Genomic DNA, 16514 nt, shown 5'->3' with positions numbered 1-16514 from the left:
ACCATGGCCATTTACCAGCTCGATGACAAGACCCCGCAGATTGCCGACTCCGCCTGGGTGGCGGACAACGCCGAAGTGATGGGTGATGTGCGCCTGGGCGAGAACGTCAGCATCTGGTTCAACACCACGCTGCGTGGCGACAACGACCCGATCACCATCGGAGACGGCACCAACATCCAGGACGGCAGCGTGCTGCACACCGACGAAGGGGTGCCGCTCACCATCGGCCGCAACGTCACCGTAGGCCACATGGTGATGCTGCACGGCTGCAGCATCGGCGACGAAAGCCTGATCGGCATTGGCGCCATCGTGCTCAACGGCGCGAAAATCGGCCGCAACTGTCTGGTCGGCGCCGGTGCGCTGGTGACCGAGGGCAAGGAGTTTCCCGACGGCAGCATGATCATCGGCAGCCCGGCCAAGGTGGTGCGCCAGCTCACGCCCGAGCAGATGGAGGGCCTGCGCTACAGCGCGCAGCACTACATCGACAACGCACGCCGCTACAAACAAGGCTTGAAGAAGATCGGCTGATCCTCATTTACGGGTTTTGGGCAGCCTGATGGCGGGTTGCCGTGTGCCCGGGCGGCACAGAGATTGATTGGCGGTCCCCATGTCCCAGATCCAGAAATTCCTTTTTGACGGCCTGCCGGTGCGTGGCGTGGCCGTGCGCCTGACCGATGCCTGGCAGGAAGTCGTGCAGCGCCGCGCTGCCAATACCGAAAGCGGCCCCTATCCCGCACCCGTGGTGCAGCTGCTGGGCGAGATGACGGCCGCAGCCGTGCTGATGCAGTCCAACATCAAGTTCAATGGCGCCCTGATCCTGCAGATGCAGGGTGACGGCCCGGTGAAGGTGGCCGTGGCCGAAGTGCAGCCCAGCCTGGCCGTGCGCGCCACGGCTTCCATTGTGGGTGAAGTGACGCCCGGTGCCGGCCTGGTGCAACTGGTGAACCAGCACGGTGCCGGCAAGTGCGCGATTACGCTGGATCCGAAGGACCGCCTGCCGGGACAGCAGGCCTACCAGGGCGTGGTCCCGCTCGCGGACGAGCAGGGCGCGCCGCTGCTGCATGCCGCCGACGTGTTGCAGCACTACATGCGCCAGAGCGAGCAGCTCGACACCACGCTGGTGCTGGCCGCCAATGAAGAGGTGGCGGCAGGCATCCTGATCCAGCGTCTGCCGCTGGAAGGCGAAGCGAACCTGGCCGGCAGCACCGCAGCCCCGACCGATGAGGCGCGCGAGGAGGCGGACGAAAGCTACAACCGCATCGTCACCCTGGCGCAAAGCCTGCAGCCGGACGAGTTGCTCGGCCTGGACATCGACACCATCCTGCATCGCCTGTTCTGGGACGAGAAGCTGCTGCGCTTCATGCCGTCCTCCAGCGATCCGGTGCCGCACTTCGCATGCACCTGCAGCCACGAGCGCGTGGCCGCCATGCTGCGCAATCTGGGCAAGGAAGAGGCCGATGCCATCGTGGCCGAGCAGGGCCAGATCGAGGTGGGCTGCGAATTCTGCGGTCGGCAGTACCAGTTCGACAAGGTGGAAGTGGCGCAGCTGTTCAAGCCGGCGGCGGCGCAGCCGCCGGGCAGTGACGCCTTGCACTGACCGATGTTGGCGAGCGGGCTCACGGCTTGCCGGATATTCTGGGGAGTATCACGCAAGCACTGGCGCGCAGAGCCCCGATCAGAGCAACAAAAAAAGCCTGTGCCGACCACCGACACAGGCTCGCGAGGCACGCGCGCAGCTCAATGCGCGATCTGCACGAACACCTCGTTGGGCTTGACCATGCCCATCTCGTAGCGGGCCTTTTCCTCGACGGTGGCGACCCCTTCCTTGAGATCCTGAATCTCGGACTTCACGCGGGCGATGTCCTGTTCCAGCTGGGCATTGGCTTCGCGCTGGCGCTCCAGCTCGGTCTTCATGACGGCGACCCGGTGCACGCTCCCGCGCCCGGTCCAGATCTGGTACTGCAGCATGACCAGCAACAGCAGCAGTACCACCGTGACGACGCGGGAAACAGGCATGGCGCGCATGGGAAGCCCTCAGTTAAAGCCGGATCAGCGCAGATTGTAGAACGCCTTGCGGCCGGGGTACACAGCCACGTCGCCCAGGTCTTCCTCGATGCGCAGCAGCTGGTTGTACTTGGCCATGCGGTCGGAGCGGCTCAGAGAGCCGGTCTTGATCTGGCCGGCGTTGGTGCCGACGGCGATGTCGGAAATGGTGCTGTCCTCGGTCTCGCCCGAACGGTGGCTGATCACGGCGGTGTAGCCGGCGCGCTTGGCCATCTCGATCGCTTCAAAGGTCTCGGTCAGGGTGCCGATCTGGTTGATCTTGATCAGGATGGAGTTGGCGATGTCCTTCTCGATGCCTTCCTGCAGGATCTTGGTGTTGGTCACGAACAGGTCGTCGCCTACCAGTTGCACCTTCTTGCCCAGCTTCTCGGTCAGCAGCTTCCAGCCGTCCCAGTCGCCTTCGGCCATGCCGTCCTCGATGCTGATGATGGGGTACTTGTCGCACCAGGTGGCCAGCATATTGGCCCACTCTTCAGCGGACAGCTGCACGCCGCCTTCGCCTTCGAGCACGTACTTGCCGTCCTTGTAGAACTCGGAGCTGGCGCAGTCCAGACCCAGCACGATGTCCTGGCCAGCGGTATAGCCGGCGTCGGAGATGGCTTGCAGAATCAGCTGGATGGCTGCTTCGTGGTTGTCCACGTTGGGGGCAAAGCCGCCTTCGTCGCCCACGGCAATGCTCATGCCCTTGTCGTGGATGATCTTCTTCAGCGCGTGGAACACTTCGGCGCCGTAGCGCAGCGCTTCGCGGAAGGAGGGGGCGCCCACCGGAATGATCATGAACTCCTGCAGGTCGAGGTTGTTGTTGGCGTGCGCGCCGCCGTTGATGACGTTCATCATCGGCACCGGCAGGTCCTTGCCGCCCATGCCGCCGAAGTAGCGGTACAGCGGGATGCCGGCTTCTTCGGCCGCGGCGCGGGCCACGGCCATGGACACGGCCAACATGGCGTTGGCGCCCAGGCGGCTCTTGTTGTCGGTGCCGTCCAGTTCGATCAGGGTGCGGTCCAGAAAGGCCTGCTCGCTGGCGTCCAGACCCAGGATGGCTTCGCTGATCTCGGTGTTGATGTGCTCCACGGCCTTGAGCACGCCCTTGCCCAGGTAGCGGCTCTTGTCGCCGTCACGCAGCTCGATCGCCTCGCGGCTGCCGGTGGAGGCGCCGCTCGGCACGGCCGCACGGCCCATCACGCCGCTTTCCAGCAGCACGTCGCATTCGACGGTGGGGTTGCCACGGCTGTCCAGAACTTCGCGGCCGACGATATCAACGATTGCACTCATGGGTTGGTCCTTTTAATGCAGGGTTTTCTAATGGTTAAACAGGGCTTCAGCCGAATTGCTGGATGCGCTCTTCGAGCAGGCCGCGGCTGGCGGCAGTTTTCTTGGTGATGCGGTCGAGTTCGAGCAGCGTCTCGAGCAGCTCGGGCATGTGCTGCAGCGGCACGGCGTTGGGGCCGTCGCTCAGTGCGCAGGCGGGGTTGGGGTGGGTTTCCATGAACAGGCCGGCAATGCCGACCGCCACGGCAGCCCGGGCCAGCACCGGCACCATCTCGCGCATGCCGCCGCTGGAGGTGCCCTGGCCGCCCGGCAGCTGCACGCTGTGCGTGGCGTCATACACCACCGGAGCGCCGGTCTCGCGCATGATGGCCAGCGAACGCATGTCGCTCACCAGGTTGTTGTAGCCGAAGCTGGCGCCGCGCTCGCAGGCCATGAAGTTGTCGGTCGGCAGGCCCATTTCGGCCGCCGCCGCACGCGCCTTGTCGATCACGTTCTTCATGTCGTGCGGCGCGAGGAACTGGCCCTTCTTGATATTGACTGGCTTGCCCGACTGCGCCACGGCGCGGATGAAATCGGTCTGGCGGCACAGGAAGGCCGGCGTCTGCAACACGTCCACCACATCGGCCACGGCCATGATCTCGGTCTCGGTGTGCACATCGGTCAGCACCGGCACGTCCAGCTCCTTCTTCACTTTGGCCAGAATTTCCAGACCGGCCACCATGCCCGGACCACGGAAGCTCTCGCCGCTGGAGCGGTTGGCCTTGTCGTAGCTGCTCTTGAAGATGAAGGGAATGCCCAGCTTGCCGGTCATTTCCTTGAGCTGGCCGGCCACGTCCATCTGCAGCTGCTCGCTCTCGACCACGCAGGGGCCGGCGATGAGGAACAGGGGCTGGTCGAGGCCGATATCGAAATTGCAGAGTTTCATGTCAGGGGGCTGCTCCAAACGTGCGGAAGGTCGGGTGTTGCCGGATCAGGCCGGAGCCGTTGCCTCGGCCTGCTGGTGTTCCAGCGCGGCCTTGATGTAGGCGTTGAACAGCGGGTGGCCGTCCCACGGCGTGGACTTGAATTCCGGGTGGAACTGCACGCCCATGTACCAGGGGTGCACGTCCTGCGGCAGCTCGACGATCTCGGTCAGGTGCTCGCGCTGCGTCAGCGCGGAGATCACCAGGCCAGCCTTGCGCAGCTGGTCCAGATACTGGGTGTTGGCCTCGTAGCGGTGGCGGTGGCGCTCGGTGACCACGTCGCCGTAGATGCTGTGTGCCAGCGTGCCGCCGGCCACGTCGGAGCTCTGCGCGCCCAGGCGCATGGTGCCGCCCAGGTCGCTGCCTTCATGGCGCGTCTGGATGTTGCCTTCGGCGTCCTGCCACTCGTCGATCAGGGCGATCACCGGGTGCTTGCAGTGGGGCTCGAATTCGGTACTGTTGGCATCCGTCAGGCCGGCCATGTGGCGGGCGTATTCGATGGTGGCCACCTGCATGCCCAGGCAGATGCCGAGGTAGGGCACCTTGTTCTCGCGGGCATAGCGGGCGGCGGCGATCTTGCCTTCCACGCCGCGCTTGCCGAAGCCGCCCGGCACCAGAATGGCGTCGAAGGGCTTGAGCTGGTCGGCCACGTTGGCGGGCGTCAGTGTTTCGGAATCCAGGTAGGTGATTGCCACCTTGGTGTGGTTCTTCATGCCGGCATGGCGCAGCGCCTCGTTGAGCGACTTGTAGCTGTCCGACAGATCCACGTATTTGCCAACCATGGCCACCTGCACCGTGTGCTGCGGGTGCTGCAACTCGTACACCAGATCGTCCCAGCGCTTGAGGCTGGCCGGCTGGGTGTGGATGCGCAACTTGTCGCAGATCAGGCCGTCCAGACCCTGCTCATGCAGCATGCGCGGCACCTTGTAGATGGTGTCCACGTCCCACATGCTGATCACGCCCCACTCGGGCACGTTGGTGAACAGGCTGATCTTCTCGCGTTCCTCTTCCGGCACCTTGCGGTCGGCGCGGCACAGCAGGGCGTCGGGCTGGATGCCGATTTCGCGCAGCTTCTGCACCGTGTGCTGGGTCGGCTTGGTCTTGAGCTCGCCGGCGGCCGCAATGTAGGGCAGATAGGTGAGATGGACAAACGCCGCCATGTTGGGGCCCAGGCGCAGGCTCAGCTGGCGCACGGCTTCCAGGAAGGGCAGGGATTCGATGTCGCCCACGGTGCCGCCGATTTCAACGATGGCCACATCCACCGCATCGGCCGTGCCGATGCCGGCACCGCGCTTGATGTATTCCTGAATCTCGTTGGTGACGTGCGGAATCACCTGCACCGTCTTGCCGAGATAGTCGCCGCGGCGTTCCTTCTCAAGCACGCTCTGGTAGATGCGGCCGGTGGTGAAGTTGTTGCTCTGCTTCATGCGCGTTTCAATGAAACGCTCATAGTGGCCCAGGTCGAGGTCGGTTTCGGCGCCGTCGTCGGTGACGAACACCTCGCCGTGCTGGAATGGGCTCATGGTGCCCGGGTCGACGTTGATGTAGGGATCGAGCTTGATAAGGGTGACTTTGAGGCCGCGCGATTCGAGAATGGCAGCCAGGGACGCCGAGGCGATGCCTTTGCCGAGCGAAGACACGACACCGCCGGTGACGAAGACGAATTTGGTGGTCATGGCCAGATGCGGGTGAGTGAACCCGCGTGGTGGGAAATTCCAATTATAAAGGGCAAGGCCGGTCGGGAGGAATGTGCCCCGGCTTGCCCGCACCACGGCCGGGAAAGCGCAGGGCTCTTGACTGGCGGCTTAACGCGCCCGAACAGCCGCATGCAACGGCACAATCTTGGGTCGGGGCTTCTGTTCGGCCTGCCACAGATCATAGGCACCCTGCATGCCGATCCACATATCGGCGCTGGTGCCGAGCAGGGCTTCCAGGCGCAGCGCCATGTCGGCGCTGATGCCGGCGTGCTCGTTGAGGATACGAGACAGATAGGCGCGCGTAACGCCCAGACGAAGCGCAGCCTGAGTCACGCTGACATCCCCCAGCCATTCCTTCAGCACGGCGCCGGGGTGGGCGGGGTTGTGCATGCGGGCCATTGCTGTTTCTCCTGTCAATGGTAGTCCTGATAGTCAACCAGTTCGACGTCCTGGCCCACAAAGCGGAAGGTCAGACGCCAGTTGCCATTGACCGTAATGGCCCAATGGCCGGCCAGCGAGCCTTTCAGAGCATGCAACTTCCAGCCTGGTACGGCCATGTCTTCGGGTTTGCTGGCATGATCCAGCGAGGTCAACTGCAACTGCAGACGCCGGGCATGATCCGGACGGATGCCTGCCTTGCTGCCAGTTTGGTAGAAGGCTTCAAGGCCTTTGTGAAGGAGGCTGCGGATCACGATGGATTGTATACATATCGTATACAGGTGGCAAGTGGATGGACAACAGATTTGAATAGTAAAAAATAAGAGAAAAAGCCGGATATATCCGCTCCGGCTTTTAATTTATCATACTTAAGAATTAATTAATCGAAAGATTTCTCTCACACCTTCAAATCCCCATCCACACCGCCATCGCTGGTCTTGCTGCCGGTGATGGCAGACAGGCTCGTCTTGATGAAGGACATGACCTTGCCCGAATGGGTCTGCCAGTAGTGGCCATCGACGGGCTTGACGCAGATGACGGTGATACGGGGATCGTCCTTGCCATCGAACCAGGCATTGGCGTAATCGGTCCAGTATTTGTCGATCGTGACACGGTCGGTGTGCACCGAGGCCACGCCGGAGAGGGCCAGATATTCGTATTTCTCGTCGTTCTGTATCGTGAGGATCACCCGCGCATCATGCGCGATGTCGCCGTTCTTCTCGCTGGCACCCGAGCTCAGGAACCAGAACGTGCCGTCGTCTTCCACCTTCTGGATCGCCATCGGGCGCACGTCGCCGGGATAGTCCGTCACGTCGGTGACCAGCATGCACATGCGTGCATCCTTGGCGAGCTCGCGGATCTTCCTGCAGGCGGCTTCTCCGCTGAGGTCTTCGCGCGGTTGTTGGTCCATGTCAGCCATGAGTTTGCTCCTGGGGTCTGTTTGGGAATACCCATTGGAGCGCAGCTGGCGTGCCGGGGCCGCAGGCCCGTGCCGGACGCAGACGTAGGACCAGAGCCCTCGTGGCCCGCTAGAGGTGGAACTGGCAGGTGGCGGGGGCAGCAGGGGGCATGCGCCGCCATGCAGGCCCCTCATCCAGAAACAACAAAGCCGGCTCCGGGAGCCGGCTTTGCTGCGCAGGGGCGCTTACATGCTGCCGTAGTTCGGGCCGCCGCCGCCTTCCGGCGTTACCCAGACGATGTTCTGGGTCGGGTCCTTGATGTCGCAGGTCTTGCAGTGCACGCAGTTGGCGGCATTGATCTGCAGGCGCTGGCCACCGCCTTCGGCCTCGACGAACTCGTACACGCCGGCCGGGCAGTAGCGGGCCTCGGGGCCGGCATACTTGGCCAGGTTGACGTTGACGGGCACGCTCGGGTCTTTCAGCGTGAGGTGGGCCGGCTGGTTTTCCTCATGGCTGACGTTGGCAATGAACACGCTGCTCAGGCGGTCGAAGGTGAGCTTGCCGTCCGGTTTCGGATAGTCGATCTTCGGGCACTCGGCCGCCGGCTTGAGCGCGGCGTGGTCGGGGTGCGTGCGGTGCACGGTCCAGGGCATGTTGCCGCCGAACAGCTTTTGCTCGATACCGGTCATGATGGTGGCGACGTCACGGCCCTTGTGGAACCAGTACTTGAAGTTGCGCGACTTGTTCAGTTCGTCGTACAGCCAGCTGTTCTCGAAGGCGGCGGTGTAGGCGCTCAGTTCGTCGTGCTGGCGGCCGGAGGTGATGGCCTCGTAGGCAGCCTCGGCGGCCATGGCGCCGGTCTTGATGGCGGCGTGGCTGCCCTTGATGCGGCTGGCGTTGAGGAAGCCGGCGTCGTCACCCACCAGGGCGGCACCCGGGAACACGAATTTGGGCAGCGACAGCAGGCCGCCGGCCGTGATGGCGCGCGCGCCGTACTCGAGGCGCTTGGCGTTGACGTTGCCGTCCTTGTCGGTGAAGTACCACTTGATGTTGGGGTGCGTCTTGAAGCGCTGGAATTCCTCGAACGGGCTCAGCCAGGGGTTCTGGTAGTCCAGGCCGACCACGAAACCGACGATGACCTTGTTGTCGGCCATGTGGTACATGAAGGAGCCGCCGTAGGTGTCGGCGTCCAGCGGCCAGCCGGCGGTGTGCAGCACCAGACCCGGTTCGTGCTTGGAAGGATCGACTTCCCACAGTTCCTTGATGCCGATGCCGTAGGCCTGCGGATCCTTGCCGGCGTCGAGCTTGAAGCGCTCGATCATCTGCTTGCCCAGGTGGCCGCGGCAGCCTTCGGCGAAGATGGTGTACTTGGCATGCAGTTCCATGCCGAGCTGGAAGTTCTCGGTGGGCTCGCCTTCCTTGTTGATGCCCATGTTGCCGGTGGCCACGCCCTTGACGGAGCCGTCTTCGTTGAACAGCACTTCGGCAGCGGCGAAGCCGGGGAAGATTTCCACTTCCAGCGCTTCGGCCTGCTGGGCCAGCCAGCGGGTGAGGTCGGCCAGGCTGATGATGTAGTTGCCGTGGTTGTCGAAGCACTTGGGCAGCATGAAGTTGGGCATGCGGCTGGCGCCCTTCTCGGTGAGCTGCAGGAAGGTGTCGGCCACCACGGGCTGGTTCAGCGGAGCGCCCTTTTCCTTCCAGTCGGGGATCAGTTCATTGAGGGCGCGCGGGTCGAAGGTGGCGCCGGAGAGGATGTGCGCGCCGGGCTCGGAGCCTTTCTCGAGCACGACCACGGACACGTCGGTGCCTTTTTCTGCAGCCAGCTGCTTCAGGCGGATGGCGGTGGACAGGCCGGCAGGGCCGCCGCCCACGATCACCACGTCGTATTCCATGGATTCGCGCGGGCCGTACTGTTCGAGGATTTGTTGAGGGGTCATGGATAGTCTCCAGATCACTAGGAAAGGGTACTGCTGCGGATGCAGGCCGGGGCAGTGCAAATGCCTGCGCGACACGGCTCTCCTGGGGCACAATGGCGCTTGCGGAAATAAACCGGGCGTGCGCAAACAACCCGACGGGCAGTATGGCTGTATCTGATTGTAGAGAGAATTGCCTGCAAGACCGATGTTGCGCTGCAAAAATGGACAAATCCAGTCGCTGGCCTGCAACCTTTTTGCAGTTTACGTTAACGTAAACTATTGCCGGGCTTTTCCGATTTCCTTTTCTCATCACGAAGTTCCCATGAAACTGCTGCTGCCTGAAGACAAGAAACCGGTGCACGTCACCACCATGCCGATCCGCTGGGGAGACATGGATGCGCTGGGCCATATCAACAACACCGTGTACTTCCGCTATTTCGAGGAGGCGCGCGTGCGCTGGCTGACCGAAGGCGGTCGCAGCATGGTGGAGGGCGGCGAGGGGCCGGTGGTGGTCAACGTGTTCTGCAACTTCTTCAGCCAGGTCGAGTACCCGGGCGATTTGCTGATCCGCCAGTACATCAGCAACGTGGGGCGCAGCTCATGCGACGTATGGATGACCATGGAGCGCACCGACCAGCCCGGCAGGATCGTGGCCGATGGCGGCTGCACCATGGTGTGGGTGAACTACGCGGCGCAGAAATCGGTGCGCCTGCCGCAGTGGGTGCTGGAGCTCCTGAACCAGGCACTGCCGGAGCAGCAACCGGCGTAATCCGGGAGGGCGCTACCAGGCACGGCCCGGCGGGCCTGCCACCGGCTCAGGCGTCGGCCTTCGGCTTGCGCGGCGTGCGGCCCAGCAGGTAGAACTCGGGGTTGGGCATCATGCCGGCGAAGCTGGCGATACGGTTGCTCATGCCGAAGAAGGCCGTGATGCCGGCGATGTCCCAGATGTCGTCGTCGTCCAGGCCGTGCGCATGCAGGGCGTCGAAGTCGGCGTCTTCCACGGTATGCGAGGCGGTGCAGACCTTCATCGCAAAGTCGAGGATGGCGCGCTGGCGCGGCGTGATGTCGGCCTTGCGATAGTTGACGGCGACCTGGTCGGCCACCAGCGGCTTCTTCTCGAAGATGCGCAGCAGCGCGCCGTGCGCCACCACGCAGTACAGGCACTGGTTGGCGGCGCTGGTGACGGTGACGATCATCTCGCGGTCGCCCTTGCTCAGGTTGCTGCTGCGGCCCACGCTGGCAGGGTCCATCAGGGCGTCGTGGTAGGCGAAGAAGGCGCGCCATTCGGCCGGGCGGCGCGCCAGCGCCAGGAACACGTTGGGGACGAAACCGGATTTTTCCTGCACCGCGAGGATGGCGGTGCGAATGTCCTCGGGCAGGTTCTCGAGTGGAGGGTGGGGGTAGCGGTCGGGGGTCATGCGTCTTTGTCTTTCGGAGGAATCCGATCATAGGGCGCAGGGATGGAGGAGCTTGCGGAGGACTTCCCCGACTTGCCGTTTACGTCAATTTGGGGCAGGCAATGCCAAGGGGCGCCTGGTGTCAGGTGGCAGCAGGTGTGACCGGAATTGCCTTGGTCAAGAACGAGCAACCGGAGTGCAGGCATTCACGGCATGCCTGCCAGCAGTTTCTGCACCAGCGCGGCGGTGGTGGCGGTGCAGTACTTGCGCATCAGGCTGGCGCGATGGATCTCCACGGTGCGGTGACTCAGGCCGAGGATGCGGCCGATTTCCTTGGAGGTGAGGCCGTGCAGCAGCTGGCTGGCCACTTCGCGCTCACGCGGGGTGAGGGTGCTGCCTTCCGCGGCAGGGGGCGGGCGGCTGTCGATGTCCTCGAAGCTCCAGATGCCGGCGGCGTGCGGGTGCAGCCGGTCGAGCGCGCGGCCCGATACACGGCACCAGAACATCTGCCCGGCACAGCGGCCGCCGACGCGGCGCATGATGCGCTCGTCGCGGTAGCTGCCGTGCTTCATCAGCGGCTGGGCGATGCGTTCGCCGGTGCGGTGGTACTCGTCCACGCTCGGATAGAGGATGGCGAAGGTCTGGCCGATCAGGGTTTCGCGGTCGGTGTCAAACAGGGTACACACTTGCTGGTTGCAATCGACAATGACACGGTCGCGTGACAGAATCAGCCCGATGGGTGCCAGCTCGAAAGCCCAGCGGTAGTCGGCATTGGCCGGGGGCAGATCAGGGGTGTCCATTACGCAATACTACGTAGTTCAATACGTAGTATCGTAATGCTTTCCAAACCTCAACTCAAATCAGGAGACAAGCGTGAACAAGATTTATCCGAGCGCTGAAGAAGCGCTCAAGGGCGTGGTGAAGGATGGCCAGCTGCTGGCCGTGGGCGGCTTCGGCCTGTGCGGCATCCCCGAAGCGCTGATCGACGCCCTGTGCGCCAGCGGCGTGAAGGATCTGACCGTCATCTCCAACAACGCCGGCGTGGACGGCTTTGGCCTGGGCAAGCTGCTGGAAACGCGCCAGATCAAGAAGATGATCTCCTCCTACGTGGGTGAGAACAAGGAGTTCGAGCGCCAGTACCTGGCCGGCGAACTGGAACTGGAATTTACGCCGCAGGGCACGCTGGCCGAGAAGCTGCGCGCGGGCGGCGCCGGCATCCCGGCCTTCTTCACCAAGACCGGCGTGGGCACGCTGGTGGCCGAAGGCAAGGAACTGCGCGAGTTCAACGGTGAAACCTATGTGATGGAGCATGGCCTGTTCCCCGAGGTGTCGCTGATCAAGGCCGACGTGGCCGACCGCAGCGGCAACCTCCGTTTCAACCTGACGGCGCGCAACTTCAACCCGGCTGCTGCCACCGCCGGCAAGATCTGCATCGTGGAAGTCGAGCGCATCGTGGCCAACGGCGAAATCGCTCCCGATGACGTGCACCTGCCCGGCATCTACGTGCACCGCATCGTGCACAACCCCACGCCCGAAAAGCGCATCGAGAAGCGCACCATCCGCGATCACAAGTAAAGCAATTCAGGAGACATCATCATGGCTTGGACCCAAGACCAAATGGCTGCGCGCGCAGCCCAGGAGCTGCAGGACGGCTTCTATGTGAACCTCGGTATCGGCATTCCCACGCTGGTGGCCAACCACGTGCCGCACGACAAGGAAGTGTGGCTGCAGAGCGAGAACGGCATGCTGGGCATCGGCCCGTTCCCGTCCGAAGACGAGGTGGACGCCGACCTGATCAACGCCGGCAAGCAGACCGTGACGACGCTGAAGGGCTCTTCCATTTTCGGCAGCGACCAGTCTTTCGCCATGATTCGTGGCGGCAAGATCAACCTGTCCATCCTGGGCGCCATGCAGGTGACGGCCAAGGGTGACCTGGCCAACTGGATGATTCCGGGCAAGATGGTCAAGGGCATGGGCGGCGCCATGGACCTGGTGGCCGGAGTGAAGCGTGTGATCGTGCTGATGGAGCACGTGGCGCGCAAGAAGGACGGCACTACCGACCTGAAGATCCTGCCCGAGTGCACGCTGCCGCTGACCGGCGTGGGCGTGGTGGACATGATCATCACCGACCTGGGCGTGTTCGACGTGACGCCGGAAGGTCTGAAGGTGCTGGAACTGGCGCCGGAAGTGACCTTCGAGGAAGTGCAGTCCAAGACGGGTGTGCCGCTGATCCAGTAATCGGCAACTGCCCAAAACAGGAAACCCGCGACTCTTGCGAGCGCGGGTTTCTTGTTGGGCGCTGCGTCGGTGTGTCAGCCCAGCTTCTTCGCGTATTCGCGCGGCTGCGTGAGCATCTCGTGGCGCAGCGCCTCGTTCAGCTCCTCTTCGGACATCAGCTGCTTCTGCAGCACGATGTCGCGCACGTTGCGGCCGTGGGTGAAGGCTTCGGTGGCGATGTCGGTGGCCTGCTTGTAGCCGATGATGGGGTTGAGTGCGGTCACCAGGGCGATGGAGCGCTCGATATTCTCGCGCAGGCGTTCCTCGTTGGCGGTGATGCCGGCCACGCAGCGGTCGGCCAGCGTCATGCAGCCGGTGGTGAGCAGCGTGAGACTGCGCGACAGGGCGTTCATGATGACGGGCTCGAAAGCGTTGAGCTGCAATTGGCCGCCCTCGGCCGCGAAGGTGACGGTGACGTCGTTGCCGAACACTTCGAAGGCGACCTGGTTGACCACTTCGGGGATCACCGGGTTGACCTTGCCGGGCATGATGGAGGAGCCGGCCTGCATGGGCGGCAGGTTGATCTCGCCGAAGCCGGCGCGCGGGCCGCTGGAGAGCAGGCGCAGGTCGTTGCAGATCTTGGAGATCTTGACGGCGATGCGCTTGAGCACGCCGGAGAGCTGCACGAAGTCGCCGCAGTCCTGCGTGGCCTCGATCAGGTTGGGGGCGGTGGACAGGTCCAGGCCGGTGATCTCGCGCAGGTGGTGCAGGGCCTTGGCGGCGTATTCGGGGTGGGCCGTGATGCCGGTGCCGATGGCGGTCGCGCCCAGGTTGATTTCGCGAACCAGCACTTCGACGCGGATCAGGCGCGCCATGTCTTCCTCGAGCATGACGGCGTAGGTGGAGAATTCCTGGCCCAGCGTCATGGGCACGGCATCCTGCAGCTGGGTGCGGCCGATCTTGAGCAGGCCGGAGAATTCTTCCGCTTTTGCGGCGAAGGTGTCGCGCAGGTGCGCCATGGCTGCCAGCAGGCTCTTGATGGCGAAGCAGGTGGCAATGCGGATGGCGGTGGGGTAGACGTCGTTGGTGCTTTGCGCCATGTTGACCTGCTCGTTGGGGTGCAGGTACTGGTATTCGCCGCGCTGGTGGCCCATCAGTTCGAGCGCGCGGTTGCAGACGACCTCGTTGGCGTTCATGTTGGTGGAGGTGCCGGCGCCGCCCTGGATCACGTCGACCACGAACTGGTCATGCAGCGCGCCGCTGCGGATTTCGGCGCAGGCGGCAACGATGGCGTCGCACTGGTTCTTGGGCAGCAGGCCGAGTTCGTTGTTGGCCTTGGCAGCGGCGGCCTTGACGGCAGCCAGCGCCACGATCAGTTCGGGCATGGTGGCTACCGTGACCCCTGAAATCTGGAAGTTTTCCTGCGCGCGCAGGGTGTGGACGCCGTAGTAGGCGGAAGCGGGGACCTCGCGGTCGCCGAGCAGATCATGTTCCAGACGGGTTGCTGTCATCGGAGTGCTTTCATCAATAAATCCTGATTTTGCGAAAGAGGGCAATTCGCACGAAAGAGCATGGTTTTTGGCTGGCAGGGGTGCGAAGGGGAATGGGAAGGCTTTAGGGGGAAGTCCGGATGTCAGGGGGAGCGGCGGGCGTGGGTGTACTCGCTTGATCCGATGGCGGTGATGCGGCGGACCAGAACAGGGCTCCTGTGCGCCAGGCCCACTGCCAGCCGCTGAGGCTGGCGGACATCAGCGCACCGGCCAGCTGGGCATTGGAGACATGGGTGCCCAGCGCGCTGGCGTCCCGCGGGCCGGCCAGCGTGCGGCGCGGCCATTCGGCCAGCAGTTGCGCCAGGCCGCGCTGGATCAGCGGCAGATCGGGCGAGACTTCGCCGCCCAGGTCCGCCAGCACGCCGGCGAGCGAGAGCCAGGTCTTGCGGAACAGCGACAGGCTGGGATCGACCTGGATATGGCCGTCGAGTGCGAGCTGATCGAGCAGGCCGAGCAGCCAGTCGAAACCGGCCAGTTGCGGAACGGGGAAGGGCGACAGCGCAAGATGCGGCAGAGTCGCGTGCGGGAAGCGCAGGTGCGGCGCAACAGGGTGTGCAGCAGGTGAAGGGAAGGCAGCCTGGGCGGTGGCGGGGCGCACCAGACGGTTCAGGGCCTGCTCCACATGCGCTATCAGGGCAGGGTCGTCCGGCGGGATGTTGCCGAGGCGTGCCACGGCGCTGCGTACCTGTGCAGCATCCAGCGTGATGCCGCCGATCATGGCGGCCACCACGGCTTCGCGCGCGGACTTGGGCATGGGGGCGATCAGGGCCCAGTCCAGCACGGCCAGCCGGCCCTGCTCGGTGAGCATCAGGTTGCCGCCATGCAGGTCGCCATGGAACAGGCTCGGGTCTGCCGGAGACCAGAAGGGCTGTGCCAGCAGGGCATCGATGGCGATACGGGCCAGGCGCTGGCGCTCGGGCGGAGGCAGGTCCGCTTCGGCCAGCGGCTGGCCATGGATGCACTCCATGGCCGTGACCCAGGAAGTGCTCCAGGGCAGCACGCGCGGAATATGGATGGCGGGCGTGCGGGAGTAGAAGGCATGCGCGGCCTGCAGGTGGGTTTGCTCGCGCTCGAGCTGGATTTCTTCGCGCAGCAGGCGGGCCACGCTGTCGAGCGTGCCGGCGTAATCGAGGGCAGGCAGTTGCAGCTCTGCGCCGCGCTGTTGCAGGAATTGCGCGATGGCGGGCAGGGTGGAGAGTTCTTCGTCCAGCTGCCGGGCCACGCCGGGGCGCAGCACCTTGAAGACGCCATGCTGCTCGCCGTCTGCATCGTGCCAGCGGAAGGGCAGCACCAGGGCCACGCTGCCTTCGGCCAGCGGAGCGGCATCGATCTGCAGGCCCGGAGCGGGTGTTGCAGAGCCGGCTACCAGGGTGCGGAGATCATGCACCAGCGCGGCCACTACCGAGGCATCGGTGCGCGCCGGTGTGGACTCGAGCTGGCGCAACTGGTCGCGCAGCTCCTGCGGCAGGTGCTTCTGCCGTGCCAGTACCTGCCCCAGCTTGTGCAGCGTGGGGCATTGCAGCAGCAGGGTGGTGATGCGTGCGGGCAGCGGAGCGTCCAGGCCGAGCTGGAACTGGGCCTGCACCAGAGCCTCGATACGGGCAGCGGGCAGGGCGTTGAGGAAGCGGGCCAGGCCTTCGAGCACCAGCGGCTCCCACTGGCTGAGCGAGCGGGGCAGCAGGCTGCCGATGCCGAGAGCGGCAAGCCATTCGGCGTCGAGGGCAAGGGCGTGATCAGCTTCGGAAGGGAGAGGAGTCATGGCGGGCTGGGATGGAATGGGCCGACTCCAGTCTAGCGCCTGTGCGTGACAGGCCGCGCGAAGAGGTGACGGAAACAATGCATGCCTGTTTTTTGCGCAGGCATGGCGATAACTTGCCTGATGCAGTAAAATGGAAAGTTTCACACCAACATAATTTCAGGACAGGACTCCATCATGGGCAACAAGATCGTTACCGAAGCCGACCGCAAAGCCACCAAGCCGCTGCCGGGCGCACCCCGCGTCAAGATTGGCGCTGGCCAGCGCAGCAGCCTGGAGCGCGGCTCCCACACCCGCAGCAAGAAGAACCCCGGCAAGCGTCCGCACCAGGGTTGATGGGCGCGGCTGC

Annotated in this window: 18 protein-coding genes; 6 read left to right on the top strand and 12 right to left on the bottom strand. The window is 64.1% G+C overall.

The genetic code is table 11. The annotated features are described in order from the left end of the window. The first annotated feature begins 3 nt into the window (after positions 1-3). Both KKQ75_RS08045 and KKQ75_RS08040 read left to right on the top strand, forming a co-directional pair. Positions 4-528, top strand: a complete 525-nt coding sequence (locus tag KKQ75_RS08045; RefSeq protein WP_213361414.1) for a gamma carbonic anhydrase family protein — start codon at positions 4-6, stop codon at positions 526-528. A gap of 79 nt (positions 529-607) precedes the next feature. Further along, complete coding sequence (locus KKQ75_RS08040; RefSeq protein WP_213361412.1) at positions 608-1597, top strand: Hsp33 family molecular chaperone HslO; 990 nt, start codon at positions 608-610, stop codon at positions 1595-1597. 140 nt (positions 1598-1737) lie between these two features. Here KKQ75_RS08040 and ftsB read toward each other — a convergent pair whose 3' ends face one another. From ftsB to KKQ75_RS08000, 8 genes are all read right to left on the bottom strand, one after another. Continuing rightward, positions 1738-2025 carry a cell division protein FtsB gene (gene ftsB, locus KKQ75_RS08035; protein ID WP_250131037.1) on the bottom strand — a complete coding sequence of 96 codons (288 nt, stop codon included), beginning with the start codon at positions 2023-2025 and terminating at the stop codon, positions 1738-1740. Between the two features lie 24 nt (positions 2026-2049). Further along, on the bottom strand, positions 2050-3336 hold the full coding sequence (eno, locus tag KKQ75_RS08030; protein WP_213361410.1) for a phosphopyruvate hydratase: 1287 nt from the start codon (positions 3334-3336) through the stop codon (positions 2050-2052). Positions 3337-3382: 46 nt separating this feature from the next. After that, positions 3383-4258 (bottom strand): 3-deoxy-8-phosphooctulonate synthase, encoded by an 876-nt coding sequence (gene kdsA, locus KKQ75_RS08025; protein ID WP_213361409.1) that lies wholly within the window; start codon positions 4256-4258, stop codon positions 3383-3385. A gap of 45 nt (positions 4259-4303) precedes the next feature. Continuing rightward, positions 4304-5971, bottom strand: coding sequence for a CTP synthase (locus KKQ75_RS08020; RefSeq protein ID WP_213361408.1), 1668 nt, complete (start codon positions 5969-5971; stop codon positions 4304-4306). Between the two features lie 129 nt (positions 5972-6100). Continuing rightward, positions 6101-6391 carry a HigA family addiction module antitoxin gene (locus KKQ75_RS08015; RefSeq protein WP_213361407.1) on the bottom strand — a complete coding sequence of 97 codons (291 nt, stop codon included), beginning with the start codon at positions 6389-6391 and terminating at the stop codon, positions 6101-6103. A 14-nt stretch (positions 6392-6405) separates the two neighbouring features. After that, positions 6406-6684 carry a type II toxin-antitoxin system RelE/ParE family toxin gene (locus KKQ75_RS08010; protein WP_213361406.1) on the bottom strand — a complete coding sequence of 93 codons (279 nt, stop codon included), beginning with the start codon at positions 6682-6684 and terminating at the stop codon, positions 6406-6408. A gap of 143 nt (positions 6685-6827) precedes the next feature. Next, positions 6828-7349, bottom strand: a complete 522-nt coding sequence (locus tag KKQ75_RS08005; RefSeq protein WP_213361405.1) for a pyridoxamine 5'-phosphate oxidase family protein — start codon at positions 7347-7349, stop codon at positions 6828-6830. A 225-nt stretch (positions 7350-7574) separates the two neighbouring features. Then, positions 7575-9266: an electron transfer flavoprotein-ubiquinone oxidoreductase gene (locus tag KKQ75_RS08000; protein ID WP_213361404.1), complete on the bottom strand. Its 1692-nt coding sequence runs from the start codon at positions 9264-9266 to the stop codon at positions 7575-7577. Positions 9267-9567: 301 nt separating this feature from the next. On the opposite strand from KKQ75_RS08000, the gene KKQ75_RS07995 reads away from it, so the two are divergent. Beyond that, the gene (locus KKQ75_RS07995) at positions 9568-10014 is read left to right on the top strand and encodes an acyl-CoA thioesterase (RefSeq protein WP_213361403.1); all 447 of its coding nucleotides are present in this window, start codon (positions 9568-9570) and stop codon (positions 10012-10014) included. 46 nt (positions 10015-10060) lie between these two features. Here the strand turns inward: KKQ75_RS07995 and KKQ75_RS07990 are convergent, their stop codons facing one another. Both KKQ75_RS07990 and KKQ75_RS07985 read right to left on the bottom strand, forming a co-directional pair. Next, positions 10061-10663, bottom strand: coding sequence for a peroxidase-related enzyme (locus KKQ75_RS07990; RefSeq protein WP_213361402.1), 603 nt, complete (start codon positions 10661-10663; stop codon positions 10061-10063). A gap of 185 nt (positions 10664-10848) precedes the next feature. Continuing rightward, positions 10849-11442, bottom strand: a complete 594-nt coding sequence (locus KKQ75_RS07985; protein WP_213361401.1) for a LuxR C-terminal-related transcriptional regulator — start codon at positions 11440-11442, stop codon at positions 10849-10851. Positions 11443-11515: 73 nt separating this feature from the next. On the opposite strand from KKQ75_RS07985, the gene KKQ75_RS07980 reads away from it, so the two are divergent. Continuing rightward, positions 11516-12217: a CoA transferase subunit A gene (locus tag KKQ75_RS07980; protein ID WP_213361399.1), complete on the top strand. Its 702-nt coding sequence runs from the start codon at positions 11516-11518 to the stop codon at positions 12215-12217. A 21-nt stretch (positions 12218-12238) separates the two neighbouring features. Further along, positions 12239-12880 (top strand): CoA transferase subunit B, encoded by a 642-nt coding sequence (locus KKQ75_RS07975; RefSeq protein ID WP_213361397.1) that lies wholly within the window; start codon positions 12239-12241, stop codon positions 12878-12880. 74 nt (positions 12881-12954) lie between these two features. Here KKQ75_RS07975 and aspA read toward each other — a convergent pair whose 3' ends face one another. After that, complete coding sequence (gene aspA / locus KKQ75_RS07970) at positions 12955-14370, bottom strand: aspartate ammonia-lyase (RefSeq protein ID WP_213361395.1); 1416 nt, start codon at positions 14368-14370, stop codon at positions 12955-12957. Positions 14371-14473: 103 nt separating this feature from the next. Continuing rightward, the gene (locus tag KKQ75_RS07965) at positions 14474-16168 is read right to left on the bottom strand and encodes an AarF/UbiB family protein (RefSeq protein WP_213361394.1); all 1695 of its coding nucleotides are present in this window, start codon (positions 16166-16168) and stop codon (positions 14474-14476) included. 174 nt (positions 16169-16342) lie between these two features. Here KKQ75_RS07965 and KKQ75_RS07960 point away from each other — a divergent pair, with 174 nt between their 5' ends. Next, on the top strand, positions 16343-16501 hold the full coding sequence (locus tag KKQ75_RS07960) for a hypothetical protein (protein WP_213361393.1): 159 nt from the start codon (positions 16343-16345) through the stop codon (positions 16499-16501). Positions 16502-16514 lie beyond the last annotated feature (13 nt).

It is taken from the genome of Brachymonas denitrificans (genome assembly GCF_907163135.1).
GTDB lineage: Bacteria > Pseudomonadota > Gammaproteobacteria > Burkholderiales > Burkholderiaceae_C > Brachymonas > Brachymonas denitrificans_A.
This window is presented reverse-complemented; position numbering and strand designations above follow the sequence as displayed.